Here is a 14,479-nt window from a genome sequence, read left to right on the forward strand (position 1 = left end):
TGCGGGGTAACCGTTAAGTCGGTCCTGACTGAACGTCCAGTCAATGTCTTCGGACACGGTGGAACGACTGCTGGCGGACCTCACGCGGGCGGAGAAGGTCCAACTGACGCACGGCGCGGCGGACACCGACGGGACGGCGACGGGGTTCGTCCCGGCCATCGAACGGCTGGACATCCCGGGCGTCCGGTTCACGGACGGGCCGCTCGGCGTTCGGACGGACGAACCGGCGACGGCGTTCCCGGCGTCGATGGCGCTCGCGGCCTCCTTCGACCCGGGGCTCGCCCGCGAACTGGGCCAGACGCTGGGTCGTGAGGCGAACGCACGGAATCAGGACGTGCTCCTCGGCCCCGGTCTCAACCTCGTCCGCGTCCCTCATTGCGGGCGCAACTTCGAGTACTACTCCGAGGACCCCGTCGTCACCGGCCGGTTCGCCGCGTCCGTGGTCGACGGCATCGAGTCGGAGGGCGTCGTCGCCACGCCGAAACACTTCGTCGCGAACAACCAGGAGACGGCCCGCGCCTCGGTCAGCGCCGAGGTCGACGAGCGCGTCCTCCGCGAGCTGTACCTGCCCGGCTTCCGCGACGCCGTCGACGCCGGCGCCGGCGCGGTGATGTCGTCGTACAACCGCGTCAACGGCACGTTCGCGAGCGAACACCGCCACCTCCTCACCGAGGTCCTCAAAGACGAGTGGGGCTTCGAGGGGGTCGTGATGTCCGACTGGTTCGGCACGGAGAGCGTCGTCGGGACGGCGAACGGCGGGCTGGACCTCCAGATGCCCGGCATTTCCGGGAAGGAACTGTTCGAGTCGATGAGTATGGGCGACGATGTACCGGACGGGGAGGAGACCGACGAGGAAGGGACTGGCGACGAAGCGATGGAGATGGACCCGGACGCGGTCGACTACGCCGACGGGATGCCGGACCCGACCACCGGCGGGCTCTACCGCGAGGAACTGGCCGACGCCGTCGAGTCCGGCGAGGTCCCCGAATCGCGACTCGACGACATGGCCCGACGGTACCTCTCCGTCCTTGACGAGCACGGACTGCTCGACGGGGGCCGGAACGACGAAGGCGCCATCGACACGCCCGAACACCGCGAACTCGCCGAGCGCGTCGCGGTTCGCGGGACGGCCCTGCTGGAGAACGACGGCGTCCTCCCGCTCGCTGACGACGCCGACGTGGCCCTCGTCGGCCCGAACGTCGACCAGGCCATCACCGGCGGCGGGGGCTCCTCCGAGACGACGCCGTTCACGCAGACCACTCCAATCGAGGGAATCACCGACCGCGCAGACGGTGCGGTCTCGGTCGCCCACGGCGTCCCCCGAATCGAGGACGTGTCGCTGTTCGACGCGTTCGAAGACGACGGAGCGGAGGCGGTCGACGGTGGCGACCAGAGTGCGGACGACGAACCCGAGGTGTCCATCGACGAGGCCGTCGCGGCGGCAGAAGACGCGGACGTCGCCGTCGTGTTCGTCCGCGACGCCGCGACGGAGGCGGCCGACCGCGAGAGCATCGCGCTCCCCGGCGAGCAGGACGAACTGGTCGAGGCGGTCGCCGCGGCCAACGACCGGACGGTCGTGGTCGCGAACACGAGCGGCCCCGTCGAGACGCCCTGGCGCGACGACGTGGCCGCGCTCCTCTCGTGCTGGTACCCCGGACAGGCTCACGGCGACGCGGCGGGCGCCGTCCTCTACGGGGACAGCGACCCCGGCGGCCGACTCCCGGTCACGTTCGCGCCCGAAGGCGAGTACCCCGCGAACACGGAGCGGCGCTTCCCCGGCGTCGACGGCGAAGTCCACTACGAGGAAGGGCTGCTCGTCGGCTATCGGCACTTCGACGCGACCGACGCCGAGCCGACGTACCCGTTCGGGCACGGCCACTCCTACACGACGTTCGAGTACAGCGACGCCGAGGCGATCGACGACGCGACAGTCGAACTCACGGTCGAGAACACCGGAGACCGGCCGGGCCGCGAAGTGGTCCAGGCGTACGTCGACTCGCCCGCTGCACCCGACGACCTCGACCGGCCGCCCCGGGAACTCGGCGGCTTCGTCGCCCTGTCCCTCGACCCCGGTGAGTCACGCCGCGTCGCCGTCGCGCTCGACGAACGGGCGTTCGGCCGCTACGACGAAAGCGGCGGCTGGACGGTCGACGCCGGCGAGCACGTCGTCTCGCTGGGCCGCTCCTCGAGAGACCGCCGCCTCGACGTCGCAGTCGACCGCTAGCGCTCCCCGCGCCACTCGGCCTCGAATCGCTCGACGAACGTTTCGACGAACGCGGCACGTTCCGCGGCGAGGTCCCGTCCCGCTTCGGTCTCCATCGCGTCGGGCAGTCGCAACAGTTTCTCCCGGACGTGCTGGATCACCGTGTTGTCGCGGTCGCTCCGGTCGTAGGTCTCGCGCACCGCTCTCTCGGGGTCGTGCATCCCCTGTCCGTGGTGAGCACCGAACGTGAACGCGCGCCCGAGGCCGACCGCACCGAGCGCGTCGAGGTTGTCCGCGTCCCGGAGCACCCGCTCCTCGACCGTCGGCGCGTGGTCGAGATCCGTCCGCTCCGCGAAGTCGTACTCCTCGTGGTGGGCGACGCAGTGACACACCGCGTCGCGGCGCTCCTCGGGGAACTCGGCGGCGTCGAGGAGGTCCCTGACCTCGGGGAGCGTCTCGCGGGGATGGGTGAACCCCTCGCCGCGCAGGCGGTGGAGGTCGTGCACGAGCGCTGCCGCCCCGACGACCGTGAAATCGGCGCCCTCGTGCTCGGCGAGGCGACGGCCCAGTCGGTAGACGCGCCAGGCGTGGGCCATGTCGTGGCCGGTGTCGTCGCCGTCGAAGCGGTCGCGGGCCGCGGCGGCGACCCGCTGGTGAACCGCGGGGACGTTCTCCGCTCGCATGAGGGAGGGCGCGAGCGCGTCGGGTATAAACGTGGTGTCGTGCGTTTATCAGGTCGACGGTCGTACTGTCCGCATGGTCACGCAACTGCGCGACGACGTGTGGTGGATCGACCTGCGCGGCGTCAACGCCTACCTCGTCGACGACGGCGGGGAACTCACGCTCGTCGACGCCGGGATGCCCTGGCAGGGCGGCGACGTGGTCGACGCCATCGTCGAGGCCGGGTTCGTCCTCGGCGACCTGGACCGCGTGCTCCTCACCCACTACGACCTCGACCACGTCGGTGGCCTCCCCAGGCTCGACGGACTGGACCTCACGATTTACGCCGGACGGCGCGACGCGCCGCTGATAACCGGTCGGGAGTCGCCGCCGTTCTCGTTCCCGAAAGGCGCCTTCCAGCGACTGGTCGGCCCCCTGATCACACCGCCGGACAACGAGGTCGTCCCCCTCACCGACGGCGACGAGGTCGGCTCGTTCACCGTCTACGAGACGCCCGGCCACACGCCCGGGCACGTCTCGTACGTGAGCGATGATCTCTCGCTGGGTCTTCTGGGCGATCTTGTGTTAGAATCCGGCGGAGGACTGCGCGTCTCACCGTGGTACATGGCCGACGACACCGGACAGGCACGCGAGAGCGTCCGCAGACTGGCGGTTGACGCACCCGACTTCGAAGTCGCCGCCGTCGGGCACGGGATCCCCTTCGAGCGAGCCGGGCGAGCCCGCCTCGACGACCTCGCTTCGGGGCGCTGACCGCAGGACGGGACGGCGGTCACCTCGGCCCGTCTCACCGACCGCGAGACGACGATCGAACAGGCGTCAGATCCCGCCGTCGTGCATGTCGGTCGCCTCGTCGCTGCCGACGTTGCCCTCGGCGCCGCCCTCGTTCGAGGCGTGACCCGGCGAGTGGCGGGCGGACCCGCCGGTGAAGTCCGCGTCCCCGCCGCCCCCGCCGCCGGCGAAGTTCCCGTTCTCGAAGTCCGCGGCGGTCACCGACGACGAGGGCTCGTCGTTCGCCGCGGACGGACCGGTCGGCTCCGACGGTTCGGGCGTCTTCGACGCGCGATACTGCTCGACCAGTTCGGCGCTCGTGACGACGGCCGAACGCGGAACGGGCTCGTCGCTCGGCCAGTCTCGCCAGAAGACCCGCTCGTGCTGGAGCGCCGTCCGAACCGCGTCCTCGTCGACGGTGTCCGCCCGGTCGCGGGGCGTCGGTACGCGTCGGTCGAGTTCGCGTTCGACCGTCTCCGGGTCCGCGCAGTGGTTCAATCGGACGGTCAACTCGCCCGACCGCACGAGTTCGTAGCTCGCAGTCCCGACGCGGCGGTCACCGCCGGTGTCCCGGCGCAGGACCAGGTCCACGTCGTCGTAGTCGACGGTGGTCTCGCTGACCAGCGGCCCGAACGGACCGTCGCCGGCGACCGCGAGTCGGTCACGGCCGAACCGGACGCTCGTCCCGGCCGCGCGGGTCGCCGCGAGCGCGAGGACGCCACTGGCTGCGACGACCGCGGTGACACCGACGAGTACCGCCAGCGACGGCGCCCCGACCCCGTACTGCGCCAGCAGCGACCGGAGCAACACGCCGACTGCGACGCCGACCAGTGCCGCGACGCCACCGCGGCGGAGCGCGGACGCGACCGCTCCGGTCGGCGACGCCTCGATTCGCGTCTCCGGCGAGTGACTGGACATGCGACGTGAACTTCTCTCGAAGAAACAAAAATGTCCCGGCGCCAGTGCGTCGGCCGGCCGGGAGGCGGTGTGATCGAACCCCGCCGCTTACTGCTCGTCGGCGTTCGCCCCGACTTCCGCGGTCAGTTCCTCGGCGACGGTGTCGGCGTCGAACAGCGCGGGGTCCATCCCGAGGACCTGCTGGCCGCTGACGAACTCCGGGAGGGAGTCGTCCGTGTAGGAGACGATGCGCACGTCGTCGTTGAGGTCCTTCGCGACGACAATAGAGGTCGCCTGCCCGACGTCGGTCAGGACGAACACGTCAGCGTCGTGGATGCCCGCCTCTTCGAGCGCGGGTCGGTTCGCGACGCCGTCGACGACGGACACCGTCGCCCCTCGCTCGCGCAACTCGTCGGCCAGCCCTTCGGTATCACTCCCCGCGAAAACTGCGTTCATACCCCCACCGACGACACCCGGGGGCTTGTGTCTCACGTTTCGCTCGTCGGAAAAATCGGGTCGCCTGCGGAGTCTACTCGTACTCGATCGTCGCCGGCGGCTTGTGGGTCACGTCGTACAGCACGCGCGAGACGTTCTCGTTCTCGCCGGTGATCCGCGACTGGATGCGCTGGAGCGTGTCCCAGTCGACGTCCTGCGCGCGGGCGGTCATGCCGTCGCGGCTCTCGACGGAGCGGACTGCGACGACCCAGCCGTGGACGCGGTTGTCGCCCTTGACGCCCGTCGCTTTGCCGAGTACCGCGGCGAGAGCCTGCCACGGGTCGTGGTCCTCGAGTTCCTCCTCGACGACGTGGTTGGCCTCGCGGGCGACTTCGAGTTTCTCCTCGGTGACTTCGCCGATGATGCGAACGGCGAGACCGGGACCCGGGAACGGCATCCGCTCTGAGATGATCTCCTCCAGGTCGAGTTCGCGAGCGACCTCGCGCACCTCGTCCTTGTAGAGGTCGCGCATCGGCTCGACGATGCCCTCGAAGTCGATGCGTTCGGGCAGGCCGCCGACGTTGTGGTGGGACTTGATCGTCCCCTCGCTCTCGATGCGGTCGGGGTAGATGGTCCCCTGGACGAGGTAGTCCGCCTCGACATCGCGGGCGACCTCCTCGAACTCCCGGATGAACTGCTCGCCGATGATGTGGCGCTTCTCCTCGGGGTCGGTGACGCCGGAGAGCGCGTCGACGAAGCGGTCCTGTGCTTCGATGATCCGCAGGGAGTCCATGTAGTCGAACGTCTCGCGGATCTGGTCGGTCTCGCCCTTGCGCATGAGCCCGGTGTCGACGTAGACGGCGGTGAGCTGGTCGCCGATGGCCTCGTAGGCCAGCGCCGCGGCGGTCGAGGAGTCGACGCCGCCGGAGAGACCGATGACGGCGTTGGCGTCGCCGACGGCGTCGGCGATCTCCTCGATCTTCTCGTCGATGAACGAGTCGACGTCGACCATCAGGCGACACCTCCGACCGGACGACCGGCGCGACCGCGAGAAGCGAGTCGGTGAACTGTCTGCATACAACTGCTCGAACTGCGGCGGCTAAAACGGTTGTGAACTCCGGGCTGCCGGCGGCGCGCGTCGCTGATGGACCAGGGATCGGACGGCGAGGCCGTCACTACACGAGCGGTCAGGAACGAACCCGAAAATCACCGCGGCGGAGTCGTCAGGCCCTGATCTCTTCGTCGCGCGCCTCCTCCTGCAGGTCCAGCGCGGCGCCGAGCAGGCCGACGAACGGCGGGCTGGCGCGGCCGGGTCGCGAGCGGAACTCGGGGTGGAACTGCGTCCCGAAGAAGTAGGGGTGGTCGGCGAGTTCGAGGATCTCCATCCGGCGGCCGGACTTGCCCGAGAAGCGCAGGCCCGCCGATTCGAGGTCGTCGATGTACTCGGGGTTGACCTCGTAGCGATGGCGGTGGCGCTCGGTACAGGTGGTGTCCCCGTAGACCCGGTGAGCGAGGCTGTCCTCCTCGATGTCGGTGTCGTGCGCGCCGAGACGCATCGTCCCGCCCATGTCGTCGACGCCCTGCTGTTCGGGCAGGATGTCGATGACCGGGTGGGGCGTCTCCTCGTCGAGTTCCGCGGAGTGAGCGCCCTCGAGTCCGAGGACGTTCCGGGCGTACTCGACGACTGCGAGCTGGAAGCCGAGACAGAGGCCGAGGTAGGGGACGCCGTTCTCGCGGGCGTAGCGGATGGCCTCCATCTTGCCCTCGGTGCCTCGCGAGCCGAAGCCGCCGGGGACGACGACGGCGTCCATGCCGTCGAGCTGGCCGTCGTGGCCGTCCGCGAGCTCTTCGGCGTGGATCCACTCGGTGTTCACGTTCACGTTGTGGGCGAGGCCGGCGTGTTTCAGCGACTCGTAGATAGAGAGGTAGGCGTCCTCGAGCCCGTACTTCCCGACGAGCGCCACGTCGACGGAGCCGGACTGTTCCTGGGTGACGAGGTCGCGCCACTCGTTGTGGCGCTCGCTCTTCGGCAGGGCGCGGTCGGAGAGGTCGAGTCGGTCCATGACGTACTCGTCGAGGCCCTCGTCCTCGACGACGAGCGGGACCTGGTAGATGTCGGGCACGTCGGGGTTCGAGAAGACGGCGTCGGTCGGCACGTCGCAGAACAGCGCGATCTTCTCCTTCGTCTTGGGGTCCAGCGGGTCGTCGGCGCGGCCGACGAGCACGTCGGGCTGGAGCCCGATCGAGCGCAGTTCCTTCACGCTGTGCTGGGTCGGCTTCGTCTTCTGTTCGCCGTTCTTCGAGTAGGGGACGAGCGTGACGTGGACGAAGAGGATGTCGTCCTCGTCCTCCTCGTGGGCGAACTGGCGGAGCGCTTCGAGGTAGGGCATCCCCTCGATGTCCCCCACCGTGCCCCCGACCTCGATGAGGCACACGTCGCTGCCCTCCGCGACCTCGCGGATGCGGCGCTTGATGTCGTTGGTGACGTGGGGGATGACCTGGACGGTCTTCCCGAGGTAGTCGCCCGAGCGCTCTTTCTCGATGACGGACTGGTACACCTTGCCCGTGGTCACGTTGTGCTTCGAGGTCATGTCGATGTCGAGGAACCGCTCGTAGTTCCCCAGGTCGAGGTCGACCTCGCCGCCGTCTTTGAGGACGTACACTTCCCCGTGCTGGAAGGGGTTCATCGTCCCCGCGTCGACGTTCAGATACGGGTCGACCTTGACCGCGGTCACGTCGAACCCGGCGTTCGAGAGGAGTCGGCCTGTACTCGCGGCCGTGATGCCCTTGCCCAGCCCGGACATGACGCCCCCGGTGACGAAAACGAACTTGTTCCCCAGAGTTTCGTCGTACTCTGTCTCTGGCTCCGTCGGCATACCGACCGTGGGCGGTGCCCGCCCAAAACCGTTTCGGGAGCCACTGCAAACCCGGTGGTCTGTCAACGTTTGACGGCCTCGGCCGACGATATCGTGACCTTCGATCACTCGGCGGGAATCGCGCTCAGACGCGGGCCGCGAGAAACTCCGAGACGGCGGCCGCCACGTCGTCCGATTGCCCGACGAAGTGGTGGTCGGCCGCCATCGCCGCGACCTCGAACCCGCGCTCGGTCGCGCGGTCGACGACCGGCTGCCAGTCGACGGTGTCGTCGCGCTCGCCGTAGACGACCTGCCCGGGACACGCGACGGCGTCGATAGCCGCGACGGCGTCGAGGTCGTCGCCGATGCGCGCCGCGGGAGCCAGCGCGGAGACGGCGGCGAGGTCGGGCGCGTCGGCCGCCGCGACGAGCGCGAGACAGCCGCCGAAGCTGTAGCCGAACAGGCCGACCGACTCGTAGCGCTCGCGCGCCCAGTCGAGCGCGTTCGCGACGTCCCGAAGCTCTCCCGTCCCCTCGTCCCACGGGCCGTAGTCGAAGCGGAGATAGGCGACGCCGCGCTCGACCAGCGCGTCGCCGACAGCGGTCAGCCGCGGATTCGAACGGGAGCCGCCCATCTGCGGATGGGGCGGGCACGCGACGACGCAGCTATCGGTCGCCTCGGGCGCGTCGAGCGACCCGCGCACGTCTCGAGCGCCGGGGACCACGACTGCTTCGCTCACGACACGACGAACGCCGCGCCGGCCCCTCAACCTGTCGACGGGCGATACCAGTCCGGGTGTAGCGGTCGGGGACTCGTCATTCACTGAACGTTTTAAGGGCTCGGGCCCCAAGCGGGGGATATGGGAATACTCTCGCGGACATCCTACGTCATCCGCTCGAAGATCAACGCCGTCCTGAATCGGGCCGAGGACCCCTCCGAGACGCTCGATTACTCCTACGAGCAGCTGCGTGACCAGCTACAGGACGTCAAACAGGGGATAGCCGACCTCACGACGCAGAAGAAGCGCCTGGAGATCCAGAAGCGACGACTCGAGGAGAACGTCGAGAAACACAACGAGCAGGCGCGCGAGGCCGTTCGACAGGACCGCGACGACCTCGCGAAGAAGGCCCTCGAGAAGAAGAAACAGAAGATGAACCAGATCGAGGGGCTCGAGACCCAGATCGCCGAACTGCAGGGCCAGCAGGACAAGCTCGTCGAGCAGAAGAACAAGCTCCAGAGCCGCATCGAGGAGTTCCGCACCAAGAAGGAGACGATGAAGGCCCGCTACGAGGCGGCCGAGGCCAGCACCAAGGTCTCCGAAGCGATGACGGGCGCCGGCGACGAGTTCGAGGACGTGGGTCGGGCCATCGAGCGCGCCGAGGAGCGCACCGAGGACATGGAGGCGCGTTCGCAGGCGATGGACGAACTCCAGGAGACCGGCGCGTTCGACGACGTGCTCTCCGACAAGGACCAGATCGACCGCGAACTCGAACAGCTCAGCACGGACAGCTCCGTCGACGCCGAACTCGACACCCTCAAAGGCGAGATGGGCAAGAGCACGAGTTCGAGCGAGACGGAGAGCGAGCGCGAAGCGGCCGACACCGGTGGCTCGGACAGCGGCGGGAGCGGCGACGTCGAGAGCGAGTCGGCCGACGTGGACGTGGACGCGCCCGACGTGGACGCCAACGGCGAGGGCGGCGAGGAGGTGTCCGTCGACGAGTCGGAGGTCGAGGCGGAACTCGAAGAGCTGAAAGAGGACGAACAGTAGCGCGGCCGGAAGGGAGACGGCGGCGCCCCGCTCGTTCACTCTGTTCTCAGGGCGGCCACATCGCTGCGATACCCAGCGTCGTGACGACGGCCAGGATCACCTGAAGCGGCGCCCCGACCCTCGCGTAGTCAGTGAACTTGTAGCCGCCGGGCCCGTAGACCATGAGGTTCGTCTGGTAGCCGATGGGGGTCACGAAGGCGTTCGCCGCGGCGAACGTGACGGCGATCAGGAAGGGGAACCCGTTGAGTCCGAGTTCCTGGGCGCTGGTGACCGCGACCGGTATCAGCAGGACGACGGTCGCGACGGGCGTGATGATCGCGGCGACGACCGCGGTGAGCAGGTAGACGAGACCCAGCAGGACGAGCGCGGGGAGCGTCTCGCCGGCGCCGACGAGGAGCGCGGCGAGGGCGTCGGCGCCGCCGGTCGCTCGCATCGCGACGCCCAGCGGCAGGAGCCCCGCGAGCAGGAAGACGACGCTCCAGTTGACCGCGTCGTAGGCCTGGTTCGCGGTTATCGTCCCGGTGGCGACGAGCGCGACCACCCCTCCCAGCGCGCCGATGGTGATCGGGACGAGGTCGGTCGCCGCGAGCGTGACGACGGTCGCGAGCACGCCGATAGCGACGGGAGCGCGGGCGTCGAGGCCCGGACCGGTCGGCTCGTCGTCGGACCCTCCGGTCTCGACCGGGGCGAGCGACTCGTCGTCGCCGTCGGTCGGCTGGACGCGCTCGGTGACGACGACGTAGTCGGCTTCCTCGAAGTAGTCGGCCGAGGCGACCGTCGTCTGGAGCAAGAGCGCGTCGCCGCGTTCGAGTTCGAGTCCGTCGAGCCCCTCGCGTCTGAGGTCGTCCCCGCGCCGGAGCGCGAGGACGGTCGTGTCGAATCGCTCGCGTAACTGCAGGTCGCCCACCGTTCTGCCGGCGATTCGCGACCCGGGGTGGACGACTGCCTCGACGAGCGTCGCGTCGTGGGGCGCGGCGGCGAGTCGGTCTTCGGTCACGGCCTCTCTGGACCGCTGAGACAGCCCGTAGCGGTCGGCGAAGCCGTTGACGTCCTGGAGGCTCCCCCGGACGGTGAGGAGGTCGCCCGCGGCCAGTTCCCTGTCCGTCCCGCTCGCCACGTACGCCTCGCCGTCGCGCTCGATCTGGAGCACGTCCACGTCGTGGTCCGGGGGTTCGTCGACCGCTCCGGCCGCCTCGCCCTCGTCCGGCCCGGCGGCCGGTTCGTCGAGTGTGTCGGGGCCGTCGGAGCCGTCGGCTGTGTCGGGGCTGTCGGGTGTGTCGGGGCTGTCGGACCCGTCGGAGCCGTCGAGTTCGGCCGGCGCCCCGTCGTCGACCGCGTCGGCGACGGTGCGGCCCACGAGCGGGGAGTCGTCGCGGACGACCAGCACGCTCAGATGGCGCTCGAGGTCGTACTCGTCGGTGAAGTCGGCGCCGGCGGGGACGCGCTCGGGGACCAGCCATCGACCGACGGTCATCAGATACGCCAGCCCGACGACGAGGACCACGAACCCGACGGGGGTGATCTCGAACATGGAGATGGGGTGGTCGAGGAGCGTCCGCGAGAGGTCGCTCGCGAGGAGCGTGGTCGACGTGCCGATGAGCGTGAGCGTGCCGCCGAGCATCGCCGCGAACGACAGCGGCATCAGGAGCTTCGACGGGGAAATCCCCGCCCGTTCGGAGAGACCGGTGATCATCGGGATGAACACCGCGACGACCGGCGTGTTGTTCACGACGCCCGCGGAGAGGCCGGTCACGCCGACTGTGGCCCCGAGCAGCCGCGTCTCGTCGCCGCCGGTCACCTCTTCGAGGACGGCGCCGAGGTAGTCGACGACGCCGGTGTGTTCGATGCCGGCGCTCAGGATGTACATCGCGAGGATGGTCACGGTCGCCCGGCTGGCGAACCCCTGTATCGCGTCGCCCGCCGTGACGCCGGTGTACGGTTCGAGGACGGCGAGCGCGACGAGGACGCCGATGGCGGTGATGTCGGGCGGCAACCACTCGCTGACGAACAGCGCGAGCGCGACGGCGATCAGCGCGAAGACGACGACCGCACCCGTCGACAGCCCGAATAGCATACCGGCGAAGGCTCGCCCGCCGATATAAAACGACGGGTCTGTGTTCGCCGCCGGGCGCCCGGTTTCGCCCCCTCGGCCTGGACCCGGCGGCACACTTTTGCTCGCGCGTCGACACCTCCGAGTATGCGACTCCTGTTCATCCACTCGGACCACCTGGAGTTCGAGGCGCGCGAACAGGCCGGCCCGGACGACCTCGCCGAGCAGGAGGGCGTGCCGATGGACGGCCGCATGGAGGAGTGCGTGACCGCGTTTATCAGCGTGGAATCCGACGACGAGACGGACCTCGACGGCGTCGTCGCGAACGCGACGGACGAACTCCGGGACGTGACAGGACAACTCAACACGAACCGAGTGGTGCTGTACCCCTACGCCCACCTCAGCGAGGACCTCGCGAACCCGGACGCCGCGAAGACGGTCATGCGGAACCTCGAGAGCGAACTCGAGGCCGACGGCTTCGAGATACTCCGGGCGCCCTTCGGCTGGTACAAGTCCTTCGAGGTGTCCTGCAAGGGCCACCCGCTCTCGGAGCTCTCGCGGCACGTCTCCGCCCACCGCGACGAGGAGGCGAGCGGTGAGGCGGGAGCGGGCGAACCCGACCGCGAACCCAGCGAGTGGCTGATCATGTTCCCCGACGGCTCGACCGAGGACGCGGTCGCCGCGAAGGAGGCGGTGAGCGACGATATGCGGGCGTTCGTCGAGGACGAGGTCGAGGACGTGGTCGCCTCGCCGGGCGAAGAACCGCCCCACGTCGAACTCATGCAGGAGAAGTCCCTCGTCGGTTACGACGACCTCTCCGACGTGGGCAACCTGCGCTGGTACCCGCGTGGGAAACTCGTCCGCGACTCCCTGATGGAGTACGTGAACGACCTCGTCGTCGACTACGGCGGGATGCCCGTCGAGACGCCGATCATGTACGATCTGGGCGCCCGGCCGATCGACGAACACGCCGGGAAGTTCGGCGAGCGCCAGTACCGCTTCGAGTCGGGCGACCGCCGGATGATGCTGCGCTTCGCCGCCTGTTTCGGCCAGTTCTCGATCATGCGGGACATGCACATCGCCGCGAGCGACCTCCCGCTCCGGATCTACGAGATGTCGACCTACTCCTTCCGCCGCGAGCAGAAGGGGGAGGTCACGGGGCTGAAGCGACTGCGCTCGTTCACGATGCCGGACATGCACACCGCGACGGCGGACATGGACGGCGCTCGCGACGAACTGATGCAGCAGGCGAAGCTCTCGCTACGGACCAGCGACGACCTCGGACTCGACTACCAGCCTGCGCTGCGAATGACTCGCGAGTTCTACGAGGACAACGAGGCGTGGGTCGCCGAGGTTGTCGCCGAACTCGACAAGCCGGCGCTGGTCGAGATCATCCCGGAGCGACACCACTACTGGTCGGCGAAGATCGACTTCGCGGCCATCGACGGGCTGGGGCGCCCGATCGAGAACCCGACCGTCCAGATCGACGTCGAGAGCGCCGAACGGTTCGACATCACCTACACCGACGAGGAGGGGAGCCACCACCCGCCGATCCTCCACTACTCGCCGTCGGGCGGGATCGAGCGGGTCGTCGCCGCGCTGCTGGAGGAGACGGCGACGATGGACACGCCGCGGTTCCCGACGTGGCTCTCGCCGACGCAGGTGCGGCTGATCCCCGTCGGCGAGGAACACGTCGAGTACTGCGACGAACTCGTCGACGACTTCGCCGCGGCCGACGTGCGCGCGGACGTCGACGACCGCTCCGAGACCGTCGGCAAGCGGATCGCTCGTGCCGAGACCGACTGGGTCCCCTACTACGCCGTCGTCGGCGACCGCGAACTGGACAGCGGGACGCTCGGCGTCAACGTGCGCGCCGAGGACGAAGAGGTCGACATGACCCCCGCGGACCTCCGCGAGCACGTCCGCGAAGAGACGGAGGGACTCCCCCGAAAACGGCGCTACCTCCCGAAGCACGTCGGGGACCACCCGAGTTTCACCGGGCGGTGATCAGTACGGCGGGTACCGCACGGACTCCGTGTCGGTCGAGACCGTCGTGTCGACCGCTTCGGCGTCGACCGCTTCCGCGTCGACGGGTCCGGGGTCGGTGGCGTCCGCCTCGTCCGCGCACGCGTCCCCGTCGCGACCGAACCCGTCCTCCGGGATCGGCGTCGTCGCGTCGCCCTCCGGTAGTTCCGGGGGGCGGTGGTCGTCCGCGGGGTCGGCGTCGGTCGTGCGCGCGAGCGAGCGGAGTTCGACCGGCGTCGCCTCGCAGAGTGATTCGCTCGCCTCGAAGTGGTCGAGGTAGTCGGTGACCGAGACGTGTTCGTCGCCGATGGTCGCCGGCGCGACGCCCAGGAGTCTGTCGCCGCGGACCGCCGCGACGACCAACCGCGGGAGGGCGAGTTCGCGGTACGATTCGCCGGTGATAGCGGAGTCGACCGACCGCACTTCGAACCCGTGGTCGATCGACGCGCCGTTGCGTTCGGCCCACCGCTGGAAGACGGTCACCCTGTCCAGGACGAACCGGCCGGCCCGCGTCCTCACCTCGTCGGGCGTCGGCGGCGCGCGGTCCCCCCAGACCACGACGTCGTACCCCTCGATCGAACCGGTCCGTGCCAGGCGCGAGACCCTGTCCAGCACGCGTCGCTGCGTCGTCTCTCCGCGCGGCCGTAACGACCGCACGTACACTTCCATTCGGACTCCGTCGGCCTCTCTTCCTTCGTCCATCGTCACACGCAGAACGTATAATCGTAATTTACAAAACAGTTGTCAACGATATCTGTCACGTCTCTCCGGCAGGCGTCGTCCGGTCGCTGTGTGTT

General features: G+C 69.2%; 12 protein-coding genes. 4 read left to right on the plus strand and 8 right to left on the minus strand.

What is annotated here, in order from left to right; all coding sequences use genetic code 11:
* The first annotated feature begins 43 nt into the window (after nt 1–43).
* Complete coding sequence (locus D1409_RS02720) at nt 44–2,224, plus strand: beta-glucosidase (RefSeq protein WP_123533782.1); 2,181 nt, start codon at nt 44–46, stop codon at nt 2,222–2,224.
* Here D1409_RS02720 and D1409_RS02725 read toward each other — a convergent pair.
* On the minus strand, nt 2,221–2,886 hold the full coding sequence (locus D1409_RS02725; RefSeq protein ID WP_123533784.1) for an HD domain-containing protein: 666 nt from the start codon (nt 2,884–2,886) through the stop codon (nt 2,221–2,223). The genes D1409_RS02720 and D1409_RS02725 overlap by 4 nt on opposite strands.
* A 73-nt stretch (nt 2,887–2,959) precedes the next feature.
* Here D1409_RS02725 and D1409_RS02730 point away from each other — a divergent pair, with 73 nt between their 5' ends.
* Entirely contained in the window at nt 2,960–3,634 is a 675-nt protein-coding gene (locus D1409_RS02730) for an MBL fold metallo-hydrolase (RefSeq protein ID WP_123533785.1), read from the plus strand.
* Nucleotides 3,635–3,700: 66 nt separating this feature from the next.
* On the opposite strand, the gene D1409_RS24260 is transcribed toward D1409_RS02730, so the two are convergent.
* From D1409_RS24260 to D1409_RS02755, 5 genes are all read right to left on the minus strand, one after another.
* Nucleotides 3,701–4,570, minus strand: coding sequence for a hypothetical protein (locus D1409_RS24260; RefSeq protein WP_164471541.1), 870 nt, complete (start codon nt 4,568–4,570; stop codon nt 3,701–3,703).
* An 87-nt stretch (nt 4,571–4,657) separates the two neighbouring features.
* Nucleotides 4,658–5,005, minus strand: coding sequence for a DUF7126 family protein (locus D1409_RS02740; protein WP_123533787.1), 348 nt, complete (start codon nt 5,003–5,005; stop codon nt 4,658–4,660).
* A gap of 73 nt (nt 5,006–5,078) precedes the next feature.
* Complete coding sequence (gene guaA, locus D1409_RS02745) at nt 5,079–5,996, minus strand: glutamine-hydrolyzing GMP synthase (protein ID WP_123533790.1); 918 nt, start codon at nt 5,994–5,996, stop codon at nt 5,079–5,081.
* A gap of 211 nt (nt 5,997–6,207) precedes the next feature.
* Nucleotides 6,208–7,860 (minus strand): CTP synthase, encoded by a 1,653-nt coding sequence (locus D1409_RS02750; RefSeq protein ID WP_123533792.1) that lies wholly within the window; start codon nt 7,858–7,860, stop codon nt 6,208–6,210.
* A gap of 124 nt (nt 7,861–7,984) precedes the next feature.
* On the minus strand, nt 7,985–8,578 hold the full coding sequence (locus tag D1409_RS02755) for a CocE/NonD family hydrolase (protein ID WP_123533795.1): 594 nt from the start codon (nt 8,576–8,578) through the stop codon (nt 7,985–7,987).
* Between the two features lie 120 nt (nt 8,579–8,698).
* On the opposite strand from D1409_RS02755, the gene D1409_RS02760 reads away from it, so the two are divergent.
* Nucleotides 8,699–9,607 carry a PspA/IM30 family protein gene (locus tag D1409_RS02760; RefSeq protein WP_123533797.1) on the plus strand — a complete coding sequence of 303 codons (909 nt, stop codon included), beginning with the start codon at nt 8,699–8,701 and terminating at the stop codon, nt 9,605–9,607.
* Between the two features lie 46 nt (nt 9,608–9,653).
* Here the strand turns inward: D1409_RS02760 and D1409_RS02765 are convergent, their stop codons facing one another.
* Nucleotides 9,654–11,681, minus strand: coding sequence for an SLC13 family permease (locus D1409_RS02765; protein ID WP_123533799.1), 2,028 nt, complete (start codon nt 11,679–11,681; stop codon nt 9,654–9,656).
* A 123-nt stretch (nt 11,682–11,804) separates the two neighbouring features.
* Between D1409_RS02765 and D1409_RS02770 the strand changes: the two genes are divergently transcribed.
* Nucleotides 11,805–13,664, plus strand: coding sequence for a threonine--tRNA ligase (locus tag D1409_RS02770; protein ID WP_123533801.1), 1,860 nt, complete (start codon nt 11,805–11,807; stop codon nt 13,662–13,664).
* Here the strand turns inward: D1409_RS02770 and D1409_RS02775 are convergent, their stop codons facing one another.
* Nucleotides 13,665–14,384, minus strand: a complete 720-nt coding sequence (locus D1409_RS02775; protein WP_123533803.1) for an HTH domain-containing protein — start codon at nt 14,382–14,384, stop codon at nt 13,665–13,667.
* Nucleotides 14,385–14,479 lie beyond the last annotated feature (95 nt).

It is taken from the genome of Halosimplex salinum, assembly GCF_003730195.1.
Taxonomy (GTDB): domain Archaea; phylum Halobacteriota; class Halobacteria; order Halobacteriales; family Haloarculaceae; genus Halosimplex; species Halosimplex salinum.

Excerpts from the sequence above, each read along its gene's own strand:
- D1409_RS02720 (WP_123533782.1), top strand. The coding sequence starts at position 44 with ATGTCTTCGGACACGGTGGAACGACTGCTGGCGGACCTCACGCGGGCG.
- D1409_RS02725 (WP_123533784.1), bottom strand. The coding sequence starts at position 2,886 with ATGCGAGCGGAGAACGTCCCCGCGGTTCACCAGCGGGTCGCCGCCGCG.
- D1409_RS02730 (WP_123533785.1), top strand. The coding sequence starts at position 2,960 with ATGGTCACGCAACTGCGCGACGACGTGTGGTGGATCGACCTGCGCGGC.
- D1409_RS24260 (WP_164471541.1), bottom strand. The coding sequence starts at position 4,570 with ATGTCCAGTCACTCGCCGGAGACGCGAATCGAGGCGTCGCCGACCGGA.
- D1409_RS02740 (WP_123533787.1), bottom strand. The coding sequence starts at position 5,005 with ATGAACGCAGTTTTCGCGGGGAGTGATACCGAAGGGCTGGCCGACGAG.
- guaA (WP_123533790.1), bottom strand. The coding sequence starts at position 5,996 with ATGGTCGACGTCGACTCGTTCATCGACGAGAAGATCGAGGAGATCGCC.
- D1409_RS02750 (WP_123533792.1), bottom strand. The coding sequence starts at position 7,860 with ATGCCGACGGAGCCAGAGACAGAGTACGACGAAACTCTGGGGAACAAG.
- D1409_RS02760 (WP_123533797.1), top strand. The coding sequence starts at position 8,699 with ATGGGAATACTCTCGCGGACATCCTACGTCATCCGCTCGAAGATCAAC.
- D1409_RS02765 (WP_123533799.1), bottom strand. The coding sequence starts at position 11,681 with ATGCTATTCGGGCTGTCGACGGGTGCGGTCGTCGTCTTCGCGCTGATC.
- D1409_RS02770 (WP_123533801.1), top strand. The coding sequence starts at position 11,805 with ATGCGACTCCTGTTCATCCACTCGGACCACCTGGAGTTCGAGGCGCGC.
- D1409_RS02775 (WP_123533803.1), bottom strand. The coding sequence starts at position 14,384 with ATGGACGAAGGAAGAGAGGCCGACGGAGTCCGAATGGAAGTGTACGTG.